10 protein-coding genes and 1 pseudogene are annotated in these 12,012 nt (G+C 73.6%); 6 read left to right on the forward strand and 5 right to left on the reverse strand.

Going from position 1 to position 12,012, the window contains the following annotated elements:
- Positions 1-339 precede the first annotated feature (339 nt).
- Positions 340-666: pseudogene (locus FRADC12_RS30455) on the forward strand (CoA transferase); the annotation flags it as partial.
- 252 nt (positions 667-918) lie between these two features.
- Here the strand turns inward: FRADC12_RS30455 and FRADC12_RS24720 are convergent.
- The 4 genes from FRADC12_RS24720 to FRADC12_RS24735 all read right to left on the reverse strand — a co-directional run bounded on the left by FRADC12_RS24720 (position 919) and on the right by FRADC12_RS24735 (position 5,683).
- Complete coding sequence (locus FRADC12_RS24720) at positions 919-2,007, reverse strand: phosphotransferase (protein ID WP_052711143.1); 1,089 nt, start codon at positions 2,005-2,007, stop codon at positions 919-921.
- Between the two features lie 107 nt (positions 2,008-2,114).
- On the reverse strand, positions 2,115-2,723 hold the full coding sequence (locus FRADC12_RS24725; RefSeq protein ID WP_045878422.1) for a DUF4276 family protein: 609 nt from the start codon (positions 2,721-2,723) through the stop codon (positions 2,115-2,117).
- A complete protein-coding gene (locus FRADC12_RS24730) occupies positions 2,720-3,970 on the reverse strand; it encodes an AAA family ATPase (RefSeq protein ID WP_198153031.1) in 1,251 nt (416 codons plus the stop codon). The genes FRADC12_RS24725 and FRADC12_RS24730 overlap by 4 nt, the downstream gene beginning before the upstream one ends.
- A gap of 219 nt (positions 3,971-4,189) precedes the next feature.
- A complete protein-coding gene (locus FRADC12_RS24735) occupies positions 4,190-5,683 on the reverse strand; it encodes a class I adenylate-forming enzyme family protein (protein WP_045878424.1) in 1,494 nt (497 codons plus the stop codon).
- Between the two features lie 145 nt (positions 5,684-5,828).
- On the opposite strand from FRADC12_RS24735, the gene FRADC12_RS30460 reads away from it, so the two are divergent.
- Positions 5,829-5,990, forward strand: a complete 162-nt coding sequence (locus FRADC12_RS30460) for an SDR family oxidoreductase (RefSeq protein WP_502685285.1) — start codon at positions 5,829-5,831, stop codon at positions 5,988-5,990.
- A gap of 3 nt (positions 5,991-5,993) precedes the next feature.
- Here FRADC12_RS30460 and FRADC12_RS24740 read toward each other — a convergent pair whose 3' ends face one another.
- On the reverse strand, positions 5,994-7,964 hold the full coding sequence (locus FRADC12_RS24740; RefSeq protein WP_045878425.1) for an FUSC family protein: 1,971 nt from the start codon (positions 7,962-7,964) through the stop codon (positions 5,994-5,996).
- Between the two features lie 319 nt (positions 7,965-8,283).
- Between FRADC12_RS24740 and FRADC12_RS24745 the strand changes: the two genes are divergently transcribed.
- The 4 genes from FRADC12_RS24745 to FRADC12_RS34085 all read left to right on the forward strand — a co-directional run bounded on the left by FRADC12_RS24745 (position 8,284) and on the right by FRADC12_RS34085 (position 11,902).
- Positions 8,284-9,807 carry a hypothetical protein gene (locus FRADC12_RS24745; protein ID WP_157489021.1) on the forward strand — a complete coding sequence of 508 codons (1,524 nt, stop codon included), beginning with the start codon at positions 8,284-8,286 and terminating at the stop codon, positions 9,805-9,807.
- Positions 9,808-9,934: 127 nt separating this feature from the next.
- On the forward strand, positions 9,935-10,237 hold the full coding sequence (locus tag FRADC12_RS24750; RefSeq protein ID WP_045878427.1) for a putative quinol monooxygenase: 303 nt from the start codon (positions 9,935-9,937) through the stop codon (positions 10,235-10,237).
- A gap of 48 nt (positions 10,238-10,285) precedes the next feature.
- Entirely contained in the window at positions 10,286-11,038 is a 753-nt protein-coding gene (locus FRADC12_RS24755; RefSeq protein WP_045878428.1) for a helix-turn-helix domain-containing protein, read from the forward strand.
- 288 nt (positions 11,039-11,326) lie between these two features.
- On the forward strand, positions 11,327-11,902 hold the full coding sequence (locus FRADC12_RS34085) for a YdeI/OmpD-associated family protein (RefSeq protein WP_198153032.1): 576 nt from the start codon (positions 11,327-11,329) through the stop codon (positions 11,900-11,902).
- The last annotated feature ends 110 nt before the right edge of the window (positions 11,903-12,012 follow it).

The raw sequence follows: 12,012 nt of genomic DNA on the forward strand, positions 1-12,012 counted from the left end.
CTCTCCCCACCTACGGCGTCGCCGCCAGGACAGCCATGCCCAGCGGCGCGACGGTCGGGGCCGCCGGCGTTGTGGTCAGTCCGGGTCGGCGAGCACGAGAGCCAGGGAGTCCCAGTCGGCCACGGCGGTGCCGATCCTGGTCAGCAGGTCCGTCGTGATCGCCGGGTTGACCTTGAGGGTGTCACAGGCTTCGTGGTCACAGGCGTCGCGTGGCCTCGGTGCCGTCGAGGCGCGCGGGCGCCCTGGCCGTCGACGGGAAAGCACCGGCCGGCGGGGCAGCGCGAACAGCGCCGCTTTCGGACGAGCGGCCGATCCAGCTCGGGAGACCGCGTCGTCGAGTTGGCACAGTGGGTGTTCGTGCCCGTCGCCGGTGCGCTGCTGGCGGACTGGGGCGCGGACGTCATCCGGATCGAGCGCCTGGAAGGCGAGCCCTACCGCGGCCTGGCCACCCAGGGCATCGGCACGGACAGCGGCGGCGTCAACCTGTCGATCGCGCTCGCCAACCGCGGCAAGCGGTCCATCGCCCTCGACCTGCGCGCCGAGCCGGGCCGCGCGGTGCTCAACGAGCTGCTCGCGACCGCGGACGTCTTCCTGACCAACTTCCGGCCTGGCGCGCTGACCCGGCTCGGCCTCGACGCCGCGACGCTGCGCGGGCGTTTCCCCCGACCGCGAGAACATCGTGAACGGCGTCGACAACTGCATCTGGGTCACCCAGTTCCGGGGCAGCACGTTCCACCCGGTCGGCGGCGCCACCCCGATCTGCGGCGCCACCCTCGCCGGGAGGTCCGTCACCTCCTGACCCACGGAGGCGTGAAACCTCGGAGGGCGACCGCCAGACCGGCGGCCCGCCCTCCACAGGTGATGCTCTGGACTACTGGTTCGGCGTTCCGGTCGGGGTGGACCTGTCGTATTCGGTCGTCAGCGGGGCACCGGCTGGACCGCGTTGCGGCGGGGCGGTGGTGCCCAGGTGCGGGTGTGGTCGGCGTGTGCGGTGGCGAAGCGCTCGATGACGGCCAGGCACACGTCGAGCGGCTGGAAGCCACCGCCGGAGAGGGTGTGCAGCCAGGTACCGAGGCCGAACACCGGCGTCTGGCGGTAGAGCTCCCAGGCCTGCGCGAGGTTCGGGGCCGGCCCGCCCTGGCCGGCGAGCTCCGTCAGGTAGTCGGCGAGCAGGTCCCGCTCGTGGTCGCGCCGGTCGGCGGTGCTGAGGCTGGAGACCAGGAAGTAGCCGACATCGTGGGACCAGTTGCCTGTCCGGACCAGTTGCCAGTCGTAGAAGCCTGTGACGCCCGACGGCAGGGTGTAGGTGTTCGCCAGGTGTGGGTCGCCGTGCAGCAGCGTGCGCGGGTGCTCTGCCGCGATCGTGGCCCAGCCACGGAAACCACGCTCGACGACGCCGGCGTCAACACCGGCGGGAACCAGCCCGTTATGCCCGCCCGACCGCAGGATCCGCAGCGCCCGGGCGAGGCTTGCCCACGACACCGGCGCCCAGACCCGGCCCAGCCGCCAGGGACGCACGAACGCGAGCTCGCGCGGCAGCGGCTTTCCCCAATAGGCGGCGTGCATCCGGGCCAGGCCGAGCAGCCCGGTGCGCACGCCGTCCACTCCCAGCGCCCGGGTCGCCTCGTTGGCCCGCGCGTCGCGCAGGGTCACGTCCTCCATCACCGTCACCGCCGCCAACCTGCGTCGGTCTACCGCGGCCGCGTAGAAGGCGGGATGTTCGAGCGGCAGCTCCAGCCCCGAGGCCACCAGCCGGGGCTCGGCCTCCCGCGCTCCCAGGGCGGTCAGCGCCAGCCGGTTGAGCAGCCGGCCCTCCCGCTTGACGAACACCCGCTCCGGCCCGGCGCCCGCCGCGTAACGCAGCGTCAGCCGGGCCCGGCTGTTCGTCCCGTCGGCCACGTCGTCGAGCTCGACGGCCTCGACAAGGGCGCCGGGACAGGCATCGGCGAGCGCCGCCGTCATCCAGTCCGGGGTCAGCTCCGACCAGGAACGAGGCACCGTCAGCACCCGAGCATCATGCCCGAGCTGGCGGCGGCGGGTGCGCGACCCGTCCGGAGAACGTCCCGGCCGGGGGAGTGCCTAGGAGGACATAACCGATCATGGCCGGGCTGGTCCTAGAGCCGCTCAGAACCAGTGAGGAGGCTCTCGACGTCTCGGCAGAACTTGTCGAAGGACGGGGCATGCTGGCGGGCCGTCTCGAGGTCGAACTCGCTCGCGAGCGCCGACTGGTCGACGGTCGGGCGATAGCTGTGGCCGTCGGTGCGTTGGTGGGTCAGCCAGCCTTTGCAGTCGCGAGGGCTCTCCGGGTCGGGGTGGGCCTTGAGATCGGCTGGTAGACCCCGGACTCCGGCGAGTGACGGGGCGGCCGCGAGGAACCAGGCCTCGAACTCGCGGTTCGGGAGCACGACAGCGACGCGTCGGTCGGGGCGTGCTTGTCGGGCGCGGGTGAGGAGGCTGGGAGCGAGAGCGGCGGGACAGTCGTCGTCGGCGTCGAGGAGTACAAGGATGCCGGTCGCAAACGGGTTGAGAAGCGTGACCTGGTCTATGACGCGTTCAAGGCCGCCGGGGCTGAGAAGTTTGCCGCGATGGTGGCGGTGGGGTTTCGGGAACCGCGCCGTCCAATGCCCAAGGTGGTGGGCGAGCCGGCGTAGCAGAATGGGAAGGGCGGCGACTTCGCCTTCGCCCTCGACGACGGTAGCGATCTCCGGGCCTGCTGTGGTCATGGAGTCCGGCCGGGGTCAGTCCCGTCGGGCCAAGGCGTGAGCTGGTTGGAGCGTTGCAGCTCACCTAGTGAGGCCAGGCGGCGGTGGACGACCTGGCGGATGGTGTCGTCAACCATGGTCACGATGGTTGCGCCTTTGTCGGCGGTGACGATGCGGGTGGCGTCGAGGGGGAAATCCTCGCGGTCGAGGAGGTCGGCGCTCTGCGTGGCGACGATGACCTGCACGTGATCACTGGCTTCGATGAGCGCGTCGAACAGCGCGCCGATTGCGGCGGCGTGCAGACCCAGCTCAGGGTCCTCGACGGCGACGAGGGGCACGGCTCCGGTCCAGGTGGCTGGTTGGAAGAGCGCCGTGAGTAGCCCTGCGGCCGCGAGCGTTCCGTCCGACATCGCGGCGGCGGAGAAGGATCGCATGCCGTGCTCGGCGTCGGGGTCGGCCATACGCAGCCGCAGGGTCTGGTAGTCGTCGACCGTGAGGGCATCGATCCCGAGGGCGCCGGGCAATATCGCGCCGAGGTAGTCGTCGACGCGTCGTTTTGCCAGCGGGTAACGGCTGGTGAGCCGGTCGAGGACCTCGGCGATCCGCTCACCCGCTGGATCGAGGACCGGTTGTCCGCTGCGCAGGAGCAGGCGTGCTGGCCGCATCGCCGCGGTGTCGAGCGTCTGGAAGGCCATCCCGCGCAGCGCGGTGTGGACGGGGGCGAACGGCGGCCACCGGGCGGCGGCGGGCAGGAACAGCGTGGTGGCATCGGTGATCGGGCCCATGAGGTGGTCTGGGCCCTCGACGACCCGGCCGTCGTGCACCTGATAGCCAGTGGATACGCCAGTCTCTGTGCTGGTGACCGTGCACCGTTCGTGCTCGATGACGGTCCCGGTCGCGGCGCCCTCGTCCAGACGTAGCTGGAAGGCGTAGGAGGCCGACAAGCCCTCGGGCTCAGGCTCGCCCGGCGTCCGTGGCGCCCGCACATCGAGATCGAGCTCGAGGCTCAGCCGTCGGGGGCCGGCCGGGGATTCGCCCCGGTGGAGCACTACGGCGGGGCCTTGGCGGTCGACGACGGCGTGGCCTGGCGTGCTGGCCAGCGCGTCCCGGACGAACCGGACCCCGTCCAGCAGGTTGCTCTTGCCTGCGCCGTTCAACCCGAGGAGCACCGTGAGTGGGCCGAACGTGACCTCGGCGTCCCGGACCGAACGGAAACCCCGGATGTGAACCCGACGCAGGAATGGCACCGGCTGAGCACCGCTGTCCACGCACCCCACCTCCTCGGTGCTCACCCTACGGCCCGAGATCGTGACGGACCCAGGCGGCGGCGACAGTGCGAGCAGACGGGCCTCGCAGGTTTGAGACCCGTGACCGCCTCCGACCCGAACATGATCGCGAGTTTGGCCCTCGACTGGTCGCGAACCGGGCCTCCGCGCAACCAGCTGAGGGCCAAAACGGCGATCACTTGGCCGGGGCCGACTCGGCGGTCAGGGGCTGGGCAGCCGGTGTTGGTCTACGAGGTCGGTGAGGCCTACGCGGGAGACCTTTCCCATCGCGTTGACCGGGAGGGTGTCGACGACGGACCAGAACTCCGGCACCTTGTAGCCCGCGAGGCCGCGCCGGCACAGCGCGTCGAGCTCGGCGACGTCGAGCCGTGGCCCGGCGCGCTCGACCACGGCGGCCACCCGCTGGCCGAGCCGCTCGTCGGGTACGCCGCAGACGGCGACCCGGGCGACTCCCGGGTGCCCGCCGATGACCCGCTCCACCTCCAGCGGGTAGACGTTCGCCCCGCCACGGATGATCACCAGCTTCTTGCGGTCCAGTACCCGCAGCCACCCGTCGGCGTCGACGGCGCCGACGTCGCCGGTCGGGACCGGCCCGAGTTCGGGTGCACGCACGGCTCCGTCGTCCCAGTAGCCGAGCAGTGGCCGCCACGCTCCGGTCCAGACACCTCGGGCAGCCCCGCTCAGGCGCAGCTCCCCGGTCTCGCCGGCCGGCAGGCGCCGGCCCGCGTCGTCGTAGGCCGCCACGTCGTACTGGGGCAGCACGCGCCCGCTGCTGCCCGGGCGCCACTCGTCACCCGGCGGGTCGATCGACACCACCGTCGGCGCCTCGGTGAGGCCGTAGGTCGCGCGGGGGACCAGGCCGTGCGCGGCCGCGAAGGCCTGGCGCAGCGCGTCGGACGTGTCGCCGCCGCCGCTCCACGCCTCGGCCAGCGAGCCGAGGTCGAGATGGGGGCGGCCGGCCAGGTCGTGCAGCTGCGCCGGGGCGCCGTTCCAGACCGTCACCCGCCGCGTGGAGATCCACTCGGCGATGCCGTCGACGTCGCGCCGGTTCATCACGACGGCGCAGCCGCCGGCCTGCGCGGTGAGCAGGGTCGAGAGGATCATCAGGTTCAGGATCGTCAGCGGGAAGCTGTCGCCCTTGCGCAGGCCGGGGCCCCAGCCGCGGGTGGCGACGATAACGGCGCCTGGCAGGAGCAGGTTCCGCTGGCTGTGGACGACGGCCTTGGGGCGTCCGGACGTGCCGCTGGTGAACGCGATACCGGCCGGTGCGTCGACGTCGGTCGCCATCCGCGGCGCGGTCTCGGCGCGGGCGAGCAGCGCGGCCCACTGGTCGGCGTCGACGCGGCCCGGCACGGTCAGCTGGCAGCGCGGCCCGGCCAACACGACCGTCGGGGCGCACAGATCGAACAGCTCCTGCTGCTCGCCGGCAGCGAGCGCCTCGCCGATGCCAGCCCAGACGGCCCCGATCCGCTGCGCGCCGTGGAAGGCGGCGACGATGTCCAGGTCGTTGGGCAGGCAGGCGGCCACCCGGTCACCGGGGCGCACCCCCAGCGACCACAGCGCGCCGGCCGCGCGGCGCGCCTGCTCGTCGAGCTCGGCGTAGCTCCAGACGCCCGAGGCGGCCTCGAGCGCGGGGGCGTCCGGGCTTGCGGCGAGCGCGGCGTCCAGCACCGTCGCGACGCTGGTGTTCCCCATGTCTAGGCCCTCCCAAGCCCTCCCGATGTCCACACAACACCTTCTCGCGGGTTCGGGCCCGGAATCCGGCAGGCGGCCCATGAGGGCGCGCCCTCGCCTCGGCGCCGGCCGGGATCGCCACGGACGCGGCCTGCCGGGGATCCCGATGGACCGCTGGGGGCTGTCGGACGAGGTCGCCGCGGCCGCGCTGTTCCCGGCGAGCGACGAGGCCTCCTACACCACGGGCCTGTTGATGCCGGTGGACGGCGGCTACTCCATCGGCTACTCGGGGATGGGCGCCGAGAAGACGGGCCGGCCCACCGCCTGAGCCTCAGGCACGCCGGGACCGCCGGCCGGACGGCGGCAGCGCTCCCGCCGCCTGGGCGGCCCGCACCGCGTCGACGAACGCGGCGAACTCGGTGCGCAACGGCGCGAAGGCGGGCAGCACGCCGACCAGGTCCTCGGTTGGCCGCGGGCCGCCTGTCACCGTCTCCGCGCCGGCCTGGAACGCGGCACCGACCCGGTCCGGCCCGGCCGGCGCCGGCCCGCGCAGGCCAGCCGGGCCGGCCAGCACCAGGTACCCGAGCCGGCGGGCCGCGACGACCGCGGGCCACACCAGGTCCGCCGTCCGCGGCTCGCGCAGCTGCTCGTCCTCGGCGTCGGCATGCAGCGCGGTCATCCGGACGAGCGCCATCTCCAGCCGTTCACGGGCCGCCGCGGCCCCCGCCTCGGGACCTGGGCCCACCCCGTCCGCGGCCAGCCGCAGGACAAGCAGGTCACCGGTCGCGCGCAGGGAGTCCGCGAGGGCCCGCGGCAGCCTGCGTTCGGCGGCGTGCGGCCACGCCGACACGACGACGGCCAGGCCGACGACACAGCCCAGCAGCGTGTCCAGCAGCCGCGGCGCGACCAGGTCCGACGTCGGCGTGCCCGGCCGGGCGAACTCGACCAGGATCAGGGCGAGCGGGGTGACGAGGACGGTCGCCAGCCCGTAGTTCGCCGCCATCAGCATCTGGGCGCCGCCCTCCAGCACGACGACCATGGCGATGAGCCACCAGGCCGGCAGCCGCACGCTGAGGATGCCCAGCGCGACCAGCGCCCCGAGGGCGGTCCCGGCGGCCCGCTGCAGTGACCGCCGGCCGGCGGACCGGACGGTCGTTCCCTGCACCACCGTCGCGGCGGCGGCCGGGGCCCAGTAGGGATGCTCCACCCCGGCCGCGATGGCCAGCGCCGCCGCGACGAGCCCGGCCAGGCCGGCCCGGGCCGCCAGCGGCCAGGCCAGCGAGTCCCGGTCGAGCCGCCGGCCCCACTCCGCCCGGATAGCGGGCAGCGGGGCACCCCGCGGCTCGTCGGAACCGGGATCGGTCAGTCCCGCGACGGCCAGCAGCAGCGCTTCCCGTGCCTGTACGACCACCTCGGGCGCGTCCGGGGGATCGGAACGGGCCAGGTCGGCGAGTGTGCGGTCCGCCCCGACCTGGATCCCGGCGGCGAGCTCCCGCAGCGCCTCCGGGAGGGCGGGCGGCACGGGCTCGCGGCTGACCGTCACCAGACCGACGGCCGCGTCGAACACCCGCTGCGCCCCGAACGCCACCACCGACAGCGCCTGCCTGCTCCGGGCCTGCCCAGGGCTTTCCCGCAGCACCATCCTGAGGTGCCGCACCGCCTGCGCGGCGTCGTGCCGAGCGGTGTCATAGGCGGGCGTGCCGATCGCGTCCAGCAGGTCGGCGAGGCCGGTCAGCGCCGCCACGGCCGCCCGCCGCGCCGGCGCGTGCCGGTCCGGGAACGACGCGGCCATCACCAGCAGCCAGGCGAACGCGGCGCCGGCCAGTGTGAGCGCCACCCGCTCCCCGACCCGCTCGATCTCCTCCGGGAGCTGGGTGGCGACGGCACAGCTGATGACGAACGGGTACGCGCCGGGCGGGGGCACGTCGAACGCGCGCACGAGCAGCGTCGCGACGGCCGCCAGCGCCGAGATGCCCACCGCGATCGTCCAGCTCGCTCCCGCCACCGCGACGCCGGTCGCGGCGGCCCCGGCCAGACCGGCCCCGATCAGCGGCAGCGCCCGCGCCCGGAACTCCAGCGCCGCGTCGGGGAAGTAGGCCGCGGTGAACGCGCCGAACGTCGCGAGCAGCCCGTCCTGCGGCCGTCCGGCCAGCTCGCCCACCGTCAGCGGGACCGCGAAGGCGACCGCGCTGACGACCGCCATCCGCAGCCGCCCCCGCGGCCGGGCCACGCCGAACGCCGCGGCGAACCGGCTCGGGCCGACGGGCGCGGGAACCGGGGGACGGCGCGGCGCGCTCGTCATGAGACGGCGGCGAGAGGCGGGACCACCGGGCCAGCATTCCCCAGTCAGGCCGATCCGCTGAGCCCGCCGGCCCGCCACGACCCGACGCGCCCGTGGAACGCCTATGGACTGGCCCATTACCGGTCCGGTTGAATAGGGACGCCTGATAGTGGCGTTTGCTGGCCCTTCTACGCCGTTGGGTAGGACGCGACGAATGCGCCGAGACAAGGCGGCCGCGAGCCGCGTGAAAACCGCCTCCCGGGACTGGCCGGCCGAGCGGCCACCGGTCTCTCGGCGGCTGGCCCGCATCCTCGCGCTCGACCCTCGCGGGTAGCCCGGAATGCCGGCGTCCACCGGGGCCGCTACTCCGGGCGTCCATCGACTGGGGACCCCGGGTCTCGTCCACTACATCGCCTACGGACCGGTCTGGGCCAGAGCGGCTGGCCAGCCAGACGTGCTGGGGTTCGGGCCGGTGGGGTCGTCGCTGAGCGGGCCCTCGCTGGCGGACTGCGACCGGTGGTTCGGCGCGTACGCCAGCCCGGTGGGCAGCGGCGCCGAGGCGAGCGTGTGCCGGCTCGTCGACGAGGGCCTGGCTCTTGTCGCCGTCCGCGGCCAGATCGGCGGCGACCCGCGGCTGGACGCGCGGGGGTACCTGCTGGTCGGGAACGCCGAGGATCTCACCGCCGAGCTGGCGCTGCGCCTGTCGCCGGGCAGTTCGCACGGTGCCGTTCTGAAAAGTGCCGGCCCTGGGTCGGGCGGGGACCAGCCGCTGGCAGGTGCGCGCGGTCAGGGCGGTGAGCGGCCGGAGGCCTCCTTCGCCGCCGCGTTCGAGACCCTGGCGAGAATCCCCGACGATCCGGACGGCCGCGACCGTAAGGAGCCGATCACGGTCAAGGCGCTCGACGAGCTCGCGCTGCCCGCGTGGCGGCTCGCGCGGCGCGGCGGTGCCGTCGACCAGACGATGCTGGCGCGGCTGGTCGCCGCCGCGCTGCGATACGGGTCGGCGGGGGACCGGGACCGGCGGCTGTGGGCTGCCCCCGGCGTCGAGACCGACGCCGAGGCCGACCGTGAGGCCCTGGGATGGTGCCTGTTCGGCCTCCTGCGCCATCCGGCGCTGCGGCCCGTCGCGGGCGAGCCGACGTTCGTCGCCGCGCTGGACTGGCCGCTGCCGGGCGCCCCGGCGCGCCCGGTGCCCCGGTTCGTGTTCTGCGCCGCGCCCTCGGTCCGCCCGGTCGGCCGCGATCCGCTCGTCGTCCGGCTCGGTGACGGGTGGAGCCCGGATCCGGCGGTCTTCGCCCGGGCGGGGGAGCTGCTCGCGGCGAAGTATCTCGCCGAGCTGGCCGCCACCACCCAGCCCGATCCGAGCTCGACCGGGCCGTCGCCGGCCGACACATCCGATGGCCACCCGTTCACCGAGAGGCTGGGCCGGCTCCACCCGATCGACCCGACCAGCACGCGGAGCATCGCCGACTGGTGCACCACGTTGCTGAGCGCGCCCCGGCCCGAGTCGCAGATGGCTCAGCTGGAGGCGGAGAGCGCCCGGCTCCGGGAGGACCGCGCCGGCCGGGAGCCCGAGCGGCTCTCGGCCCTGCGGGCCCGTGGGGAGAGCGCGGCGCGGCTCGCGGCGGCCGACGAGCGGATCCGCCGCCTCCAGGCGGATCACGACGCGGCGGTGCGGCGAGCCGAAGTCGCCGAGCAGGCTGCCGCGCAGGCCGCCGAGCGTGTCGCCGACCGCGTTGTGCCCGACAAGGAGGACCTCGCGGCGCCAGTCGACGGCCCCGGGGCGCGGGGCGCTGATCTGGCCTGGGTACTGCTGATCGTCGCCGTGGTCGAGCTCCTCGTCATCGCGATCCTCACGACGTAGCCGCCTGGCGGGCCTGTCCGATGAGAGCGTGAACGTGTCCGGCTGAGCGTGGCCGCTGGGTCGGAGGGGTCTGAGGATTGGTGCATCACCCCCGTGGCGGTCACCGCCCTGACCCAGGAGGCCTCCAGTGCTCATCGCCATCCTTGACTTCAGTACGGCCGCGGCCGACCGGCCGGCGGCGCTCGCCCAGCTCGACGCGGAGCGGGCGGAGATCCGCGCCATGCCGGGCAATGTCGCCTTCCGGGTCTATGCCGCGCGCGACGACGACCGTCGGATCACCGTCGTGCACGAGTGGGACGACCAGGCGTCGTTCGTCGGCTACCTGGGTTCGGACGCGTTCGCCCGTTCTGGCGCGGTGCTTCGGCCGATGATGACCGAGGCGCCGGTGAGCCGACGGTTCGAGGCCGAGCTGCTGGAGACGGTCGCCTGACCGGCGCGGCGGGCCTGGTTCCTACGATCGGACGGTGCGAGCCCCTCGATGACCCGAAAGGCGTTCAGCTTCGTCCGGACGTTCGCGCCAGGGCCGGAGCGGGAGCTCTGCGTCGACCGTCACTACCTGCTCTGCGCCTCCGCTGGTTCCCTCCGGCTGGAGGCCGCGGGCCGGGCGTGGCTGTTGCCGCCGGCCCGCGCCGCGTTGATCGAGGCGAAGCGGCCGATCCGGGTGAGCATCCCGGCGCCGGTCACCACCGCGTCGGTGCTGTTCGACACCGCGTTCGCACCGGCTCCGCCGGCGCCGCTGACGGTGTTCGACCTCAGCCCGTTGGCGCGGGCACTGGTGGCCGAATGCGGTGCGTGGGGCGAGAGCGAGGATCCCCTCCCGGCCTACGGCGAGGCGTTGTTCGCCGCCCTCGCCGCGGTGACCTGGCGGCTGGCCGAACAGCCGAGTCCGGTCGTCGTCCCGGCGGGGCGATCACCCGAGCTGCGCCAAGCGTTGCGGCTGACCGAACAGCGGCTCGGTGAGGAGGTCCGCTTCGAGGATGTGGCAGCCGAGGTAGGCCTGACCCCGCGGTCGCTGGCTCGGCGGTTCGAGGCGGAGACGGGCATGACCTGGCAGGCGGTCCTGCGCCGCATGCGGGTACTACGCGCTATCGAGCAGCTCGCCGCGGGCGACACACCGGTAACCACGATCGCGTACGCGGCAGGCTATGTCTCGCTGTCGGCCTTCAACGCCGCGTTCCGGGACCTCACCGGGCGTACTCCCACGGAATATCGGGCCAGCTTCCGGCCCTGAGCCACGCGTACGCCGCTGGGGCGCCCGGCCGGAGCCGGGGGGCGTAGGGCCTGACCCCGCAGGCCTCTGCGGACGGATCCGGGCGCCGATCTGCCCGGCTACGACCGATGTGACCTGGATGTCAGCCCGACTGGGAACGACCAGGATGCCAGCTCGGGTGTCGAGGCCTCGCGGGAGCGAAGGGAGTGGGCGGAACCGGCGGCAAGGCGCGCGCGCGGGCTACCCATGCTTCCAGGGTTACCCGTCGTTGGGCCGGCTTCCCTGGGGCTGTGTGGTTGGCTTTCAGAGGTGGCCGATAGCCGAGAGATCGTCACCTTTGACACGGCCGGAGCGTTCGAGGCCTGGCTGAGTGAACGGCACGCGGACTGCGCGGGCATCTGGCTGAAGATTCGGAAGAAGGGGCCGGGCATCGTCGCTCTGGACTATGACCAGGCCCTCGACGTGGCGCTCTGCTTTGGCTGGATCGACGGGCAGAAGGGCGCGTTCGACGACGAGTGGTGGCTGCAGAGGTTCACCCCGCGCAAGCGGAACAGCAGATGGTCGAAGATCAACTGTGATCGGGTGGCGGCCCTCCTGGGCCAGGGCCGGATGCGTCCGGCGGGCCTGGCCGAGGTCGAGCAGGCCAAGGCGGACGGCCGGTGGCAGGCGGCCTACGACGGCGCCAGGACGGCCCAGGTGCCGGACGACCTTGCCGCCGCGTTGGCGGCCAGCCCTGCCGCCGCGGCCTTCTTCGAGACGCTGGACGGACGGAACCGTTACGCCGTCCTGTACCGCATCCAGAACGTCAAGAAGGCGGAGACCAGGGCACGCCGGATCGAGAAGTACGTCGCCATGCTGGCGCGCGGCGAGAAGCTCCATCAATGACCTGGGGAGGGATCGCCTTCGGGCGTTCGATGTCGTCGAGGAACTCCTGGTACCTGACGGTCAGCCTCACGGCCACAGATGATCACGGCAATGGGTTATGGCCCGCCTCG

The organism is Pseudofrankia sp. DC12, from assembly GCF_000966285.1.
Lineage (GTDB): Bacteria > Actinomycetota > Actinomycetes > Frankiales > Frankiaceae > Pseudofrankia.